8 protein-coding genes and 6 pseudogenes are annotated in these 15,834 nt (G+C 51.8%); 7 read left to right on the plus strand and 7 right to left on the minus strand.

The window, feature by feature from the left end; all coding sequences use genetic code 11:
* Positions 1–528: 528 nt before the first annotated feature.
* The 4 genes and pseudogenes from ACMZI0_RS18520 (at position 529) to ACMZI0_RS18535 (ending at position 5,514) form a co-directional block, all read left to right on the plus strand.
* Positions 529–1,896: pseudogene (locus ACMZI0_RS18520) on the plus strand (glucuronate isomerase).
* 72 nt (positions 1,897–1,968) lie between these two features.
* Positions 1,969–3,373 (plus strand): annotated as a pseudogene (locus ACMZI0_RS18525) (tagaturonate reductase); the annotation flags it as partial.
* Positions 3,374–3,403: 30 nt separating this feature from the next.
* Positions 3,404–4,898: pseudogene (locus ACMZI0_RS18530) on the plus strand (UxaA family hydrolase).
* A 91-nt stretch (positions 4,899–4,989) separates the two neighbouring features.
* Entirely contained in the window at positions 4,990–5,514 is a 525-nt protein-coding gene (locus tag ACMZI0_RS18535) for a YgjV family protein (protein ID WP_415674062.1), read from the plus strand.
* 68 nt (positions 5,515–5,582) lie between these two features.
* Here the strand turns inward: ACMZI0_RS18535 and sstT are convergent, their stop codons facing one another.
* The 3 genes and pseudogenes from sstT to ACMZI0_RS18550 form a co-directional block, all read right to left on the minus strand.
* Entirely contained in the window at positions 5,583–6,830 is a 1,248-nt protein-coding gene (gene sstT, locus ACMZI0_RS18540) for a serine/threonine transporter SstT (RefSeq protein ID WP_415674063.1), read from the minus strand.
* Between the two features lie 222 nt (positions 6,831–7,052).
* The gene (locus ACMZI0_RS18545) at positions 7,053–8,006 is read right to left on the minus strand and encodes a TerC family protein (RefSeq protein ID WP_415674064.1); all 954 of its coding nucleotides are present in this window, start codon (positions 8,004–8,006) and stop codon (positions 7,053–7,055) included.
* 349 nt (positions 8,007–8,355) lie between these two features.
* Positions 8,356–9,165 (minus strand): annotated as a pseudogene (locus ACMZI0_RS18550) (Gfo/Idh/MocA family protein); the annotation flags it as partial.
* A gap of 35 nt (positions 9,166–9,200) precedes the next feature.
* Here ACMZI0_RS18550 and rlmG point away from each other — a divergent pair.
* Positions 9,201–10,338, plus strand: a pseudogene (gene rlmG, locus ACMZI0_RS18555) (23S rRNA (guanine(1835)-N(2))-methyltransferase RlmG).
* A 20-nt stretch (positions 10,339–10,358) separates the two neighbouring features.
* Here rlmG and ACMZI0_RS18560 read toward each other — a convergent pair.
* A pseudogene (locus ACMZI0_RS18560) lies at positions 10,359–12,312 on the minus strand (FAD-dependent oxidoreductase).
* Between the two features lie 206 nt (positions 12,313–12,518).
* Here ACMZI0_RS18560 and ACMZI0_RS18565 point away from each other — a divergent pair.
* Positions 12,519–12,776: a hypothetical protein gene (locus tag ACMZI0_RS18565; protein ID WP_415674065.1), complete on the plus strand. Its 258-nt coding sequence runs from the start codon at positions 12,519–12,521 to the stop codon at positions 12,774–12,776.
* Positions 12,777–12,865: 89 nt separating this feature from the next.
* Here the strand turns inward: ACMZI0_RS18565 and ACMZI0_RS18570 are convergent, their stop codons facing one another.
* Positions 12,866–13,291 carry an organic hydroperoxide resistance protein gene (locus ACMZI0_RS18570; protein ID WP_415674066.1) on the minus strand — a complete coding sequence of 142 codons (426 nt, stop codon included), beginning with the start codon at positions 13,289–13,291 and terminating at the stop codon, positions 12,866–12,868.
* An 88-nt stretch (positions 13,292–13,379) separates the two neighbouring features.
* Positions 13,380–13,859, minus strand: a complete 480-nt coding sequence (locus tag ACMZI0_RS18575; RefSeq protein WP_415674067.1) for a MarR family winged helix-turn-helix transcriptional regulator — start codon at positions 13,857–13,859, stop codon at positions 13,380–13,382.
* Positions 13,860–14,158: 299 nt separating this feature from the next.
* On the opposite strand from ACMZI0_RS18575, the gene spy reads away from it, so the two are divergent.
* On the plus strand, positions 14,159–14,647 hold the full coding sequence (gene spy / locus ACMZI0_RS18580; protein ID WP_415674068.1) for an ATP-independent periplasmic protein-refolding chaperone Spy: 489 nt from the start codon (positions 14,159–14,161) through the stop codon (positions 14,645–14,647).
* A 708-nt stretch (positions 14,648–15,355) separates the two neighbouring features.
* On the opposite strand, the gene ACMZI0_RS18585 is transcribed toward spy, so the two are convergent.
* Entirely contained in the window at positions 15,356–15,712 is a 357-nt protein-coding gene (locus tag ACMZI0_RS18585) for a DUF1304 domain-containing protein (RefSeq protein WP_415674069.1), read from the minus strand.
* Positions 15,713–15,834: the final 122 nt, after the last annotated feature.

Raw genomic sequence — 15,834 nt, forward strand, 5'->3', positions numbered from 1 at the left:
AAATAACACCGTGCCGCTAGCTGTGTGCTAACAACCGGTGTTGTGTTTAGCCAACAAGGTTGGCTAGCGCACCTCCCAGAAGGGCGCAATTGCAGGGTTTCAGTAACGGAGCATGTTTGTGGCGTCATGTGCGCTTACTTTTAGTAAGGCGGCAAGACGCATCGATAAGAGCGCCTTGCTCGCCTTTTGCTCTCTTGAAACTTGCTTTTGATTTGGACCAGGATTTTTTCTCTTGGGAATGGAATAGAGATTGAATACCGGTTCAAGACGGCGCTACAATAATTTATCACTCAACTTTTAAAGTTGAGTGATATCACAAAGCCATTATTTTTTATGCGGAATTGCTAAAATTTGTTCGATATCGGCCCTTGTTGAGAGCTTGTTGCGCGGTGTCCTGACCAATTTGCCAGGCAAGTGAATTTTTGCGATCATGACCTCACTAATGATATGAGATATCAAGCATAATTGGTGTGATATCTTTCAACAAAGGCCAATGTTGTGCCTGAGCGCACGGTGAGGAAGAACAGTATGCCCCAGTTTCTTAGCGAAGATTTTCTGTTAGACAGCGAATTTGCTCGTCGTTTGTATCATGACTATGCGGCTGACCAGCCTATTTTTGATTACCATTGCCACCTGCCGCCTGAGCAAATTGCAGAAAACTATCGCTTTAAAAATTTGTATGACATCTGGTTGAAAGGTGATCACTACAAGTGGCGTGCCATGCGCACCAACGGTGTGCCGGAGCGTCTTTGTACCGGTGATGCCAGTGACTGGGAAAAATTCTCTGCCTGGGCAGAAACGGTGCCACACACCATCGGTAACCCGTTGTACCACTGGACGCATTTGGAACTGCGCCGCCCGTTTGGTGTAACAGGTACGCTGCTGTCGCCGGGCACAGCAAAAGAGATTTGGGATCGCTGTAACGCCCTGCTGGAGCGTGATGAATTTACCGCGCGCGGCATCATGTAGCAGATGAATGTGAAGATGGTCGGCACCACCGACGATCCGATTGACGATCTGCGTCATCACAAAGCTATCGCTGCTGATGGCAGCTTCAACGTGAAAGTACTGCCGAGCTGGCGTCCAGACAAGGCCTTCAACATCGAGTTGGCCACCTTCAATGACTACATGGCGAAACTGGGCGAAGTGTCTGATACCGATATTCGTCGTTTCAGCGATTTGCAGGCCGCGCTGACCAAACGTTTGGATCACTTTGCCGCTCACGGCTGTAAGGTTTCTGACCACGCTTTGCCGAAGCCGATGAAGCGACGTTTGATGGCATTCTGTCTCGTCGTCTGGGTGGGGCAGCACTTAGCGATCTGGAAGTGGCGCAGTTTAAAACCGCAGTGTCGGTATGGCTGGGTGCAGCAGTACCACATTGGTGCGTTGCGTAACAACAACCTGCGTCAGTTTAGACTGCTGGGGCCGGACGTGGATTTTGACTCCATCAATGACCGTCCGCTGGCACAAGAACTGTCTCGCCTGCTGAGCAAGCAGAATGAAGAAAATCTGCTGCCGAAAACTATTCTGTACTGCCTGAACCCGCGCGATAACGAAGTGCTGGGCACCATGATCGGTAACTTCCAGGGTGAAGATATGCCGGGCAAAATGCAGTTCGGTTCTGGCTGGTGGTTCAACGACCAGAAAGATGGCATGCAGCGTCAAATGACACAGCTGGCGCAGTTGGGCCTACTGAGCCGCTTTGTTGGCATGTTGACCGACAGCCGCAGCTTCCTGTCTTACACTCGCCATGAGTATTTCCGTCGTATCCTGTGCCAGATGATCGGTCGCTGGGTAGAAGACGGCGAAGCACCGGCAGATATCAACCTGCTGGGTGACATGGTGAAAAACATTTGTTTCGATAACGCTAAAAACTATTTCGCCATCGAATTATAAGACCGTGGGCAAGGTGACAGGGCGGTAACAACCTGACCCCGATCGCACTTCCTGTCCTGAGGTAGCTTCTTAATGCAAACATTGAATCGTCGTGACTTCCCTGGTCGTCAGCACCCTGATCGTATCATCCAATTCGGTGAGGGTAACTTTTTGCGCGCGTTCGTTGACTGGCAGTTGGATTTGCTGAACGAACATACCGATCTGGATGCGGGTGTGGTGATCGTTCGTCCGATTGATATCGATTTTCCGCCTTCATTAGATACTCAGGATGGATTGTATACCACGATCATTCGCGGTTTGAATGAGCGGGGCGAAGCAGTGCGTGAACCGCGCCTGCTCCGTTCTGTTAACCGTGAAATCAACATTTACCGTCAGTTTGACGAATATCTGGCGCTGGTACACGATGCCAATATTCGCTTCGTGTTCTCCAACACTACCGAAGCGAGCATCAGCTATCACGCTGAAGATCGTTTGACCGATACGCCGCCTGTAAGCTATCCGGCAAAACTGACACGCCTGCTGTTCGAGCGTTTCAACCATTTCAACGGCGCTGCCGACAAAGGTTGGGTGCTGCTGCCGTGTGAACTTATCGATTATAACGGCGTTGCACTGAAAGAACTGGTGCTGCGCAGTGGGAATTGCCGCAGGCCTTTGTGACCTGGCTCAACGAACATAACACCTTCTGCTCCACGCTGGTTGACCGTATTGTAACGGGGTATCCGCGTGCCGAAGTGGAAGCACTGCAACAAGAAATGGGCTACCAGGATACCTTCTGGGATACCGCTGAATACTTCTACCTGTTTGTGATTCAAGGGCCGCAATGGCTGGAGCAGGAACTGCGTCTTGACAAACTGGACCTGAATATCCGCATTGTTGACGATATCAAGCCCTACAAAGAGCGCAAAGTCGCCATTCTGAACGGTGCGCACACCGCGCTGGTGCCTGTTGCCTGGATACCGTGGGTGAATCCATGAATGACGCGCAAATCAGTAGCTTTGTGGAAAAAACCATTGCCGAAGAGATCGTCCCGGTGCTGGATCTGCCGCACGATGAGCTGACTTCTTTTGAACAAGCGGTGCTGAGCCGTTTCCGTAACCCGTTTATTCAGCACCAGCTGTTATCCGTTGCCTTGAACGGCATGACAAAATTCCGCACCCGTATTCTGCCGCAACTGCTTACCTATCGTGAGCAAAAAGGGGAATTGCCTGCGCGCCTGACTTTTGCGTTGGCCGCACTGATCGCCTTCTATCGCGGCGATCGCAACGGGGAAGCCTATCCGCTGCAAGATGACGCTCACTGGCTGGAACGCTATAGCACCCTGTGGCACAGCGTCAACGATCGCACCACCTCGCTGCAAACGCTGGTTACCACCGTTCTCGGCGATGCGGATCACTGGGAGCAGGATATGACGAAGGTGCCGGGATTGGTAGAACAGGTTACGCAGCAACTGCAAGCGATCGTTGAGAGCGGCAGTAGAAGGGTATTGTTAATGGCTGAAGATTTATCGATGCAAAGCATCATCAAAATCCACGTACTGGATAATGTGGCCGTTGCTTTGCGTGATGTTGCTCAAGGTGAAACGGTAGAGGCAGGTGGCGTCACGGTGACGCTGCCGCAGCCGGTCGCGCGCGGACACAAATTTGCGCTTTACGACATTGCGCCGGGCGAGATGATTGTGAAATACGGCTTGCCGATTGGCCATGCGTTAGTGGCTATCGCGCCGGGGCAGCATATTCATTCGCAGAATGCCAAGACCAATCTGAGCGATCTGGATGAGTATCAGTACCAGCCGGAATTCATGACGCTGCCGGAACAGATGGCAGATCGTGAGGTTCAGATCTATCGTCGTAAAAATGGCGATGTCGGGGTGAGTAATGAACTGTGGATCCTGCCGACTGTAGGCTGTGTTAACGGCATTGCGCGTCAGATTCAGACCCGGTTCCTGAAAGAAACCAATAATGCTGAGGGGATTGACGGGGTTTACCTGTTTACCCATCCGTTTGGTTGCTCACAGTTAGGACAAGACCACGAAAACACCCGTACCATGCTGCAAAACATGGTGCGCCACCCCAATGCCGGGGCCGTGTTGGTGATTGACCTTGGCTGTGAAAACAATCAGGTAGATGCCTTTCGCACCACGTTAGGTGAATATGACGCAGAACGTGTCACGTTCATGATCTGCCAACAGCAGGATGATGAAGTGGAAGCGGGGCTGGAGCGTCTGCATGCCTTGTATCAAGCGATGCGTAACGACAAACGCGTCCCGGGCAAGCTGAGCGAGCTCAAGTTTGGTCTGGAATGCGGCGGCTCGGATGGCTTGTCAGGCATTACCGCTAACCCGTTGCTGGGACGTTTCTCGGATTACATGATCGCGAACGGTGGCACCACCGTGTTGACAGAAGTACCAGAAATGTTCGGCGCAGAACGTATTCTGATGAGCCGCTGCCGCGATGAAGCGACGTTTGAAAAAACAGTCCACATGGTCAATGACTTCAAACAGTACTTTATCGAGCACAACCAGCCGATTTATGAGAATCCCTCGCCGGGTAACAAGGCCGGTGGTATCACCACGCTGGAAGAGAAATCACTCGGCTGTACCCAGATAGCGGGGCAGAGCAAAGTGGTGGATGTGCTTAAATATGGCGAGCGTTTGCATACACCGGGGTTAAACCTGCTCAGCGCGCACCGGGTAACGATGCTGTGGCAACCAGTGCCCTGGCGGGAGCCGGCTGTCATATGGTATTGTTCAGTACCGGTCGTGGGACGCCTTACGGCGGCTTTGTACTACGGTGAAACTGGCAACCAACAGCGAATTGGCACAGAAGAAACCGCACTGGATCGACTTTGATGCTGGTCGTCTGATTCATGGGGTGGAAATGGACGATCTGCTGACCCAATTTGTGGACATGATCGTGCAAATTGCTGATGGTAAGAAGCTGGCGAAAAACGAGATCAATGATTTCCGCGAACTGGCGATATTTAAAAGTGGCGTAACGTTGTAAAACCTCCTGCTTTTAATTAAAATGAAACGGCGTTCTATTTATTTGCGCCGTTTCATCTATTTTCACCACTCCTTTTCCCAAGGCACAGATCATGACGAGCTATTGGTTTGCTCAGGCAGTGGGGGCGATTGCCTTCCTGGTGGGGATTACCGTATTTTTTTACCGTGACGATCGCAAATTCAAACTACAGCTTTCCCTCTACAGCGCCATTATCGGTATCCATTTCTTTTTGATGGGGGCTAATGCTGCGGGCGCCAGCGTACTGCTTAATGCCGGACGAACGGTGATTGCCACGCGCACCCACAACCTTGTTGTGATGTTTGCCTTTATTATTCTGACGCTGGTGTTTGGGCTTTCCGGCCTTAAGCATGCGGTTGAACTGCTGCCGATCATTGGTACGCTGATCAGTACTTGGGCGCTGTTCCGCACCAGCGGATTGACGACACGCTGCGTCATCTGGTGTGCGACTCTATACTGGGTGATACATAACGTGTGGCTTGGCTCAATCGGTGGTTCGCTGATTGAAGGCACGTTTCTGGTTCTGAATGGTTACAATATCATTCGTTTTTGGCGCATGCAGAAACGAGGACTGGACCCTTTCCGGGCTGAAACATAGTCCCGTTAATGTCGGCATCCACCCGTATTCCCTCACCTTCAGGCTGAAGATGAGGGAAACGCGTTGTCTTACAGCAGATTTAGCCGCTCTTTCTCCGCCAGCTTGGCATCTTCCGCATCACACACCGCCGCAGTAAAGATCACATCCGTGGAGGAGTTAACCGCAGTTTCCACCGAGTCTTGGATCACACCGATGATAAAGCCGACGGCAACTACCTGCATGGCAACGTCGTTGGCGATGCCAAACATGCTGCACGCCAGCGGGATCAACAGCAGCGATCCACCTGCAACACCGGAAGCGCCACAGGCGCAAATGGCAGCGACCACGCTGAGCAGCAGAGCGGTAGGCATATCGACGTGGATCCCCAGCGTATGCGCGGCAGCCAACGTCAGGATGGTGATGGTCACCGCTGCTCCCGCCATATTAATGGTCGCTCCCAGCGGGATGGCGACGGAATAGGTGTCTTCATCCAGATTCAGCTTGCGGCACAGCTCCATATTCACTGGGATGTTCGCGGCAGAACTGCGCGTGAAAAAGGCGGTAATACCGCTTTCACGCAGGCAGGTCAGCACCAGCGGATACGGGTTGCGGCGAATTTTCCAGAATACAATCAGTGGATTGATGATAAACATCACGATCAGCATGCCGCCGACCAGCACAGTTAGCAGATGAGCATAACCCCACAGTGCGTCAAAGCCAGTTTCTGCCAGCGTAGAGGAAACCAGGCCAAAAATCCCTAGCGGCGCAAAACGAATAACGGTGCGCACCAGTAGCGTAACCGCATCCGATGCATCGTTGATAAAGGCTTTGGTGGAAGGTGACGCGTGACGAAATGCGATACCAAGACCGACTGCCCACACCAGAATACCGATATAGTTAGCGTTGATCAGCGCATGAATCGGGTTAGCAACCACGCTCATCAGTAACCCCTTCAGCACCTCAACAATACCCGCTGGCGGCACGATATCGGCAGACTGTGCACTCAAAGTGAGCGTGGTGGGGAACAAAAAGCCCAACACCACAGCGACCAGAGCGACCGAAAAGGTGCCGATGCCATAGAGGATCAGGATGGGGCGAATATTGGTTTTTTGTCCTTGCTGATGATTGGTGATGGAGGCCATCACCAGAACCAGCACCAATACAGGAGCGACAGCTTTCAATCCTCCAACGAACAATGTACCCAGCAGACCGACGGCAAGGGCGGCGGAGGGGGATAACAATGCGAGGATAATACCTAGAGCCAGCCCGACAACGATTTGTTGCACCAGGCTGCCTCGCACTATATAGCGGAAAACAGCAGAGTAAGTATTTTTCATAAAATAGACGGTGTTCCCGTTCCGTAACATTATAAGGGTTGTGTGGTAGCACGTTGCAGGATGAAAACCTCTGGATAATGCAATGGGTTTTTTTTCATAACCTATAACAAAGTGTTTGCGCAGAGCAGTATAGGGAAAAGAGTCATTAAAAAAAGTAATGGCACACAATTTTGTGAGGCGGGTCGCCCATAAATCGCCTCCTTTACGGAGGCGATAAGCGGCTTAGCGATCAGCGCGCTGATTAACCCACAGGTTAATCAGCATGGTAATGACCAGAATACTGGCCACGACGTCCAGAGAGATGGCGATAGGGATATGGAACAGATCGATCAGCATCATTTTGGTGCCAATAAACACCAGAATAAAGGCCAGACCATACTTGAGCAGTGAGAATTTCTCTGCCACACCGGCCAGCAGAAAATACATGGCGCGCAGACCCAGAATAGCAAACAGGTTGGATGTCAGCACAATGAACGGGTCAGTGGTGACGGCAAAAATCGCCGGGATGCTGTCAACGGCGAAGATAACATCGCTGATTTCAACCAGAATCAAGACTAAAAACAGCGGGGTGGCATACAGAATGCCGTTACGCCGCAAGAAGAAACGTTCGTTTTCAATGGTGTCCGTCATACGCAGATGCCCGCGCAGCCAGCGTACTAACGGTTTGTCGCCGAGATCGCCGCCGTCGTCTTTGGCAAATGCCATTTTCAGGCCGGTGAAGAGCAGGAATGCGCCGAATACGTAGAGCAGCCACTGGAACTGGGTAACCAGCCAACTTCCGCCGAACACCATAAGTGTACGCAGTATGATGGCTCCCAACACACCATAAACCGGCACACGTCGCTGATACTGAGCGGGAACGGAGAAATAGCTGAACAGCATCAACCAGACGAAGACGTTATCGACGGCGAGGGCTTTTTCGATCAGGTAGCCGGTAAGGAAAGCAAGTGCTTGCGTGTTGGCGATTTCCACGCCGAGCGTGCCTCTCAGATACCACCAGAATCCGGCGTTGAAGGCGAGCGACAGCGTAACCCAGATCAATGACCAGGCGGCAGCCTGGCGAAATGTCATGGTGATGGCACCCTTACGCCCTTGATAGAGCAGGTCTACCGCCAGCATGGCGATAACGATGACAGCGAAGCTGCCCCATAACCACGGCGTACCGATGAAGTTCATTAACAGGTTCCTTGCAACAAAAATTAACACCGTCAGGCCTCATTTTTATCTGGCACAGTGGTCGGCCAGGTAAAAGAACGACATGTATCGGAAGACACAGGTCGTTTGGTCACTCTCGTTGCAAATGTACCTCGCCTTCCGGCAAGGTCTCACTTACAACGCCAATGCGGAATTCTCATTAGCATTGCCCGGTAACCGGAAGCGGATGCCGACATACTTTGTAGTAGCTCAGGCATAAGACTTCGTAATGACGATCGACCGGCGGAAAAGTTACTCCCCTTTGCATCAGTAAAGATAGGTGAAAAGTCGATCCAGGTCAAATTCTGCGTGCACCTTTACACCGGCCCTGTTACCGTTCCCCGGAAAGTGAGGTGCCGTCAGTCTGGCTGTCGGCGGGAAACACCACGCCGGTTTTTTGGCGGCGAATTTCCGTTTGCAAGCGTGCCACGGTGAGTGAGCGCGCCAGAAAGGCGTGATTGACATCGCGCTGAGCAACCAACGAGGCGAAGGTTTCCACTTCATACAGCATGCTGTTGATATGCTGCGGCTGTGATAAATCGATGCGTTGGCCGTTGCGCGGCATCAGGCACACCTGCTGACATTCCGACAGCCTGTCAATGACCAGTGAGCCTTCTTCTCCCTGAATTTCACTGGGAATGGCGCTTTGGCTCACCTTGGAATGTGCAATGATGACGTCAAAATCCCCGTAATTCAGCACTACGCTGCCGTGCCCATCCACACCGCTTTCCAGTAGGGTTGCGCTGGCTTGAACGCTGTGTGGTTCTCCCCACAGGCTGGCAGCGAAAGCCAGGCAGTAGTAGCCGATATCCATGATGGAGCCGTTGGAAAACGCCGGATTGAAGGTATTCGGATTCTCTCCCGCCAGATAAGGCTGGTAACGGGATGAATATTGGCAGTAGTTCAGAAATACTTTACGCAAACGACCAATACGTGCGAGACCTTGCATCACCACAGTGAAATTGGGCAGGCTGGCGGTTTTGAACGCTTCAAACAACACCACCTGGTTCGATTGCGCACAGGCGATCATTCTCTGTGCCTGCGCGTGGTTTGATGCCAGCGGCTTTTCACAAACGACATGCTTGCCATGCTGGAGAAACAGAATGGATTGTTCTGCATGCAGGCTGTTTGGGCTCGCGATTAAACTGCGCAACCTTTATGACGCGGGAGAGGCCGATGAGCCAACTGGAACTGGAAACGCACACGCTCACGTTGGTGCGCTACCCAAAAACGTCTGAGAATTCTACCTTGCAGGCCTGGGAAGCGGCAGACGCATTTTTGCTTAACGAAATTTCTGCCATGGAGCTTGCTTGCACCTGGCCCTGTGGTAATTCTGAACGACGCATTCGGTGCTCTGGCATGTGGTTTACAGTCACATGGTCCGATCTGCGTTAGCGACAGCTATCTGAGCCAACTGGCCACGCGACATAATCTGGCGCTCAATGGCTATGCGCCAGAAACCTTGCAAGACAGCCTGACGTCATTACCCGATGTACCGTCGCTGGTGGTTTTAAAAGTGCCGAAAACGCTGGCGATGCTGGAGCATCAGCTCCGTATGCTGCGCACGGTTGTCGCGCCTCACACGCGGATCATCGCTGGGGCGAAGGCGCGTGATATCCACACCTCCACGTTGCAACTGTTTGAAAAGATTATTGGCCCTAGACGCGCCTCGCTGGCGTGGAAAAAGGCGCGCCTGATTCACTGTGAAGTGGCGCAAATCAACGTAGGTGAGTATTCACCAACCGTTGAATGGGAACTGGAGGGCTATGGTTACCGTATCCATAACCATGCCAACGTGTTTTCACGCGGTAGTCTGGATATTGGTACGCGCTTCTTCATGCAGCATCTTCCGCGTGATGTGGAAGGCAAGATAGTGGATTTGGGCTGCGGCAACGGGGTTGTCGGGCTGGTGGCCTTGGCGCAAAACCCGTCGGCGCTGGTCAATTTTATTGACGAATCCCATATGGCGCTGGCTTCCAGCCGCCTGAGCGTAGAGATAAACCGTCCGCAAGATCTGCCTCGCGCCAGTTTTGTGGTAAATAACTCGCTGGCCGGTATTGCGCCTGACTCACTGCAAGCCGTGCTGTGTAACCCGCCGTTCCACCAACAGCAGGCGATCACCGATCATCTGGCCTGGAATATGTTCAGCGATGCGCGTCGTTGTCTGGCACACGGTGGGGAGCTACACATCGTAGGTAACCGCCATCTCAACTACTACCCGAAGCTGAAACACCTGTTTGGTAACTGCGAGCAGTTGGCGGGCAACGACAAGTTTGTGGTGTTGCGTGCGGTGAAGCTGGCATCGCCTCGCTGAGTGGGCGCTTGAGCCACCGATTACAGCGTTAGCGCCAGTCGGGTCGCCTGATCGATAGCCCGTCGAGCATCCAGTTCGGCAGCGACATCTGCGCCGCCAATCAGATGCACGGCACACCCGATAGCCTGCAAGGGGGCATAGAGCTCGCGTCGTGAGTCTTGCCCCGCACAGACGATGATCGTATCCGCGGCGATGCATCTCTCCTGGCCTTCATGAAGGATATGCAGCCCCGCATCGTCAATACGTTGTACTGCACGCGGTTCATAAAGGTCACTCCATGGCGTAGCAATTGCGCCCGGTGTATCCAGCCGGTGGTTTTTCCGAGATGCTCACCCAGTTTTCCCGCCTTGCGTTGCAGCAGCACAATCTCATGCTGATGTAGCGTGTTAGTAGATAGCTCGCTGGAAAATGGCAGCACGCCGCCACGTTTATCAAGCGATCGATACCCCACTCGGCATAGAAATCCGCTTGTGGTGGTGCGCTTAGGTAATGGGCAACACCAATACCGCCAGCACCGATAATTGCCACTCGTTTACCAATGGGAACCTTATCGCGCAGCACCTGTAAATAGCTGACTACGCTTGGGTGGTCAATGCCGGGGATATCCGGTGCGCGCGGGGTGATACCGCATGCCAGGATAACCGTATCAAAGGCTTTAAGATCTTCTACTGTGGCTTTTGTGTTGAGGGGTACTAATACGTGAGTGAGTACCAACATACGGCGGTAATAGTGCAATGTCTCCGCGAACTCCTGCTTTCCCGGGATCTGCCGGGCCAGATTAAATTGGCCGCCTATGTTACTGTCCGCTTCGAACAGCGTAACCCTGTGGCCACGCTGTGCTGCGTTAATGGCAAAAGCCAGCCCTGCGGGGCCGGCCCCGACGACGACAATGTGCTGTGGCTGGGCCGAGGGGATTACGGGCAGTGCTGTTTCGTGGCAGGCTCGAAGGTTGACCAGACATGAAGTCAGTTTGCCAACAAAAATGCGATCGAGGCAGGCCTGATTGCAACCGATGCAGGTATTTATCTCATCGCCGCGGCCCGTTGCTGCTTTTTCAAGAAAGTGCGCATCTGCCAGAAAGGGGCGTGCCATGGAAACCATATCGGCGCAGCCCTGTGCCAGCATCTGTTCTGCCTGTGCCGGATCGTTAATGCGGTTGGTGGTGATGAGCGGTATGCTGACTGTGCCCATCAGGCGTTGGGTTACCCAGCCAAAGGCCCCACGTGGCACCAGCGTTGCGATGGTGGGGATGCGTGCCTCGTGCCAGCCAATTCCAGTATTGAGCAGTGTGACTCCTACGGCTTCCACCAGATCAAGCATGGACAGGCGATAGATGATAATAAAATTTGGGCCAGCTACACGGCGTACCGCGCGCACGATCTCCAATGCGAAACGGCGGCGATTTTGCTCGCTGCCACCCCAGTCGTCTTGCCGCTGGTTAGTGCGTTCGACCAGAAACTGATTAATCAGATACCCTTCTGAACCCATGATTTCCACACCGTCATAGCCGGCCTGTTGGGCCAGCGCCACACAGCGGGCAAAATCTGAGATAGTTTGCAAAATCTCTTCATCGGTCATGGCGTGAGGACGGAAAGGGTTGATCGGTGCCTGAAGAGCGGAAGGAGCGATAGGGTCGGGCTGATAGCTGTAGCGCCCGGCATGCAGAATTTGCAGTGCAATCTTTCCTCCTGCCTGATGCACGGCATCGGTGATGGCAATATGGTGAGATAGCTGTGCTTCACGCTCAAGCGTCGCGCCGCCTGCCACCACGGCCCCTTTTTCATTGGGCGCGATACCGCCGGTTACAATCAGTGCTACACCACCCTGTGCGCGTTCGCGATAAAATGCCGCCAGCAGCGCGGTGCCCTGCGGATGCTCTTCCAAACCTGTGTGCATCGAGCCCATGATTACGCGATTTTTTAACGTGGTGAAGCCCAAATCGAGTGGCGAAAAAAGCGTTGGATAGGTGTGCATGATGCTCTCCACAGAAACCGGGCAAGAAACTGGTCAGATGAGTTTGCTGTAGCGAATGTTAGACTTTATGTGAAATAAATGTTGTTTTAATGTGATTTTTGTCATTCCCCACGACAGCCTTGACCAGGTGAACGGCATGTCAGAAGGTTTGTTGTCCGCGCAGACAATCATTATAATTCGCGGGATACGGGTGCTAAGGAATCGTTATGTGGGTGGATGAGTGGGAACCGGCACTGGAAAGCGCGCTTACCGATTTAGAACGCTGTGTCAGGTTGCAGCAGCTCACGCAGTCCCAACAGCGGGAAGCGGAGCTGTGCGCGCAGATCGAAAGGCTGGTCATTCAGTTGAACTCAATGGATGCATCGCCGGAACGTAATCCCCTGGTGCAGCGCATTAAAATGATTGGCGCCTATATTGACGCCTTGGCGAAGGATGCCTCCGCCTTTAGTCGTTCACTTCCTTGAGTCGTTTGATTCATCCTGTTTTTTTCCACTGGTGTTGATGCTCGGTGAGCAAGCGGCAGCATGTTGCCGCTTGCGTGACGCAGTATGACTTACAGTAGCGTCAAGGTTACGTCGATATTGCCGCGTGTGGCGTTAGAGTACGGGCACACGATATGGGCTTTTTCTACCAGTGCTTGCGCCGTTTCGCGCGCCAAACCCGGCAGATCAATTTTTAATTCTACTTCAATGGCAAATCCGGTTGGTGCGGCACCGATACCGACGCTGCCCTCGATGGTGGCAGCAGCAGGCAGTGCGATTTTTTCTTTGCTGGCCACGAATTTCAGCGCACCAAGAAAGCAAGCGGAGTAACCTGCGGCAAAAAGCTGTTCCGGATTTGTCCCTTCACCGCCCGCGCCGCCCAGCTCGCGTGGCGTAGTCAATTTGACGCTTAACTGCTGATCGGATGATTCGGCGCGGCCATCACGTCCGCCAGTGGCTTTTGCGTGAGCAACATACAGTACTTTTTCAATGGACATGGTGTAACTCCTACAGGTTATTTTTTATTTCGATATTAAATCGCGTGCTATTTAAATGGTCAAAATAAAACGTCGAGCTAAGCGGCTATCAAAGATTCTCGATCAGTCTGGCACACAGGTATTCTAACTGCTGCTTCATTGCCTTCAGGGTGGTGTCATCACACTGGGTTGTGCACCGCATGCTTTCCAGTATGGCTCGCGCTTTTTGTTGCAATACGTTGCCTTCTTCCGTCAGCCGAATCAGCACCTGGCGCTCGTCTTCTGCTTCTGCGCTGCGCGTTCTGCTGACCAACCCGGATTGCTGCAATCGTTTGAGCAACGGCGTTAGCGTGGCAGAATCCAGATAGAGCCGTTCACCCAGTTCCGACACCGTAAGCCCGTCGCGCTCCCACAGCACCAGCATGACAAGATACTGGGGATAGGTGAGCGACAGTGCTGCCAGCTGTTTTCTGTAGACTTTATTCATTGCCAGATTGGCAGAATAGAGTGCGAAACAGAGCTGTCCGTCAAGCTGATAGGCCTGCGCTGGCAATGATGTTGGTACTGGTTGCGTTTTCTTATGAATCATAATCTATATAGACAAATATTAAATAGCAAGCTATTTAAGTGTGAAATAATTGTTTTTTTTGATAATTTATTTAATTAATTTTATATTTTTAGTGTTAACTAGACTACAGGTGTCTTAACGTTTTCCTTGCAGGGTTTACATACTCTCTCCGCATTCTCCACATTTGAGGCAATTGTGGAGACGGAACTTGCAGAGGTTTACCCTTACGCTAATTAACTCGAAGTTGCACTGTCTATACTCAACACCGTCAAGACGACAATCGTCGTTAACGAGTAATCTGGAAAGAGAGAGATAGCACTATGCGTAAACTGACAGCGATTCTGGTGGCATCTTCATTGACGTTTGGCGCGGCGGGTATTGCGCATGCGAATGACGCTCCTAAAGGCCATGGTCATGAAGCCCGGATGATGAAGGGTGAACGCGGCGGCCCTCGTACTGGCATGCATGAAGAGTGGATGCTTAAAGATCTCAACCTGACTGAGGAGCAGAAAAAGCAGGTCGGGGACATCATTCGCGATGCGAGCGATAATATGCGCAAAGTGATGCATGATGAGCACCGCGCAATGCGTGATGTGATTGCCGCAGACACTTTTGATATGGCGAAGGCCCAGGCGCAGGTAAACAAGCAGGATGAAATTCATAAAGCGCGCATGGTAAGCCGCCTGGAGACGCAGAACAAGATCTATAACGTTCTGACGCCGGAGCAGAAAAAGCAGTTCAACGAGAATTTCGAAAACCGCATAAATCACAAGATGCCAGAGCCAGCCGAGAAGGCGACGGCTAAGTAATCCAACGTTTTTATTCCGACAACCGCCTTACTCGTCGTGCCATCCTGTTTATTGGGTGGCTGATGAGAAGGTGGTTTTTTTGCGTCGGATCATCACCGGTTGGTTTACGCTGTCAGTGTGCTAGTAGCGTAAGCCACTCGTTACGGGTTAGTTTGCGATAAAAGGGCGTATGCGCTCCTTAACGAAGTGCAAAAGTGCCTGCTCGTCCATTGATTCGGCCTCTTGGCCGGGTAATCTCCCCAGCCACTGTCATAGAGTTGGTAATAGAGGTTGTTCAGATAGCTTGCTGTTTTTGAAAAAAAACGTGGGCCAAAGTCAAAAAAGTGCTGAGAAAACAGTAACAAATCTCCTTCTATGTCCTCGGCGTTTGGGTTGTTTAACAACGACCACATTTGTATCTTCAGCTAGACTAAGGCGCTGACATCTACGCTGGGCCTTTTTATTTTTTCTCATACAGATAGCGATCGAGATAGCTGTTTATCTCGTCATAATCAAGTTTTACATCCAGGCAAAACGAAGCGATGATAAGCAGCGTTTCGGAATCATTACAAAAAAGTACTTCCTTTTCAGCTCAATCGATCAGTGCCTTATAATGTTTCTCCCGGTATATCGGTTCAAGCAGGGGTTCAAACTCATACAAGCACAATAAATCATGTAAGGTGTAGGGGTATGTTAACGCATCCATGCCTTCATCCTTTTAAAAACGCTTTAATGACTCATCAGCGCGATGAGCGCAATCAATGCGGGAATTGCCTGAGCATAGAGGATTTTCCGGCTCACGGTGAGGGCACCATACATCCCTGCAGCCAGAACGCAGATGCAGATCAGGAAAAATATTTTGAACTGAAAACCCGTCTCCCCAAGCCATAATCCCCAGAGTAACCCTGCGGCTAAAAAGCCATTATACAAACCCTGATTCGCGGCCATCGTCTTTGTGTCACGAGCAAAATCAGTGCTCAGGTTAAAGGCTTTACGGCCCTTATCCGTGTTCCACAAAAATATTTCGAGGATGAGGATGTAAATATGTATCGCTGCAACAAGGGCAATCAAGATGTTTGCCAGCATAGTCAAGCCTTATCGAAACAGTGAAATAGGGTAGTAAAGTATAGGTGAAGTGGATATGTAATGAGTAAGTATTGTTAAATAGTTTGCACATTTGCCAATTCACGCTGTTATGGCATATATGT

The sequence above is a fragment of the Symbiopectobacterium sp. genome (genome assembly GCF_047692315.1).
Classification (GTDB): domain Bacteria; phylum Pseudomonadota; class Gammaproteobacteria; order Enterobacterales; family Enterobacteriaceae; genus Symbiopectobacterium.

Coding starts and splice junctions, on each gene's coding strand:
- ACMZI0_RS18535 (WP_415674062.1), top strand. CDS start 4,990: ATGACGAGCTATTGGTTTGCTCAGGCAGTGGGGGCGATTGCCTTCCTG.
- ACMZI0_RS18545 (WP_415674064.1), bottom strand. CDS start 8,006: ATGAACTTCATCGGTACGCCGTGGTTATGGGGCAGCTTCGCTGTCATC.
- ACMZI0_RS18565 (WP_415674065.1), top strand. CDS start 12,519: ATGTGGGTGGATGAGTGGGAACCGGCACTGGAAAGCGCGCTTACCGAT.
- spy (WP_415674068.1), top strand. CDS start 14,159: ATGCGTAAACTGACAGCGATTCTGGTGGCATCTTCATTGACGTTTGGC.
- sstT (WP_415674063.1), bottom strand. CDS start 6,830: ATGAAAAATACTTACTCTGCTGTTTTCCGCTATATAGTGCGAGGCAGC.
- ACMZI0_RS18570 (WP_415674066.1), bottom strand. CDS start 13,291: ATGTCCATTGAAAAAGTACTGTATGTTGCTCACGCAAAAGCCACTGGC.
- ACMZI0_RS18585 (WP_415674069.1), bottom strand. CDS start 15,712: ATGCTGGCAAACATCTTGATTGCCCTTGTTGCAGCGATACATATTTAC.
- ACMZI0_RS18575 (WP_415674067.1), bottom strand. CDS start 13,859: ATGATTCATAAGAAAACGCAACCAGTACCAACATCATTGCCAGCGCAG.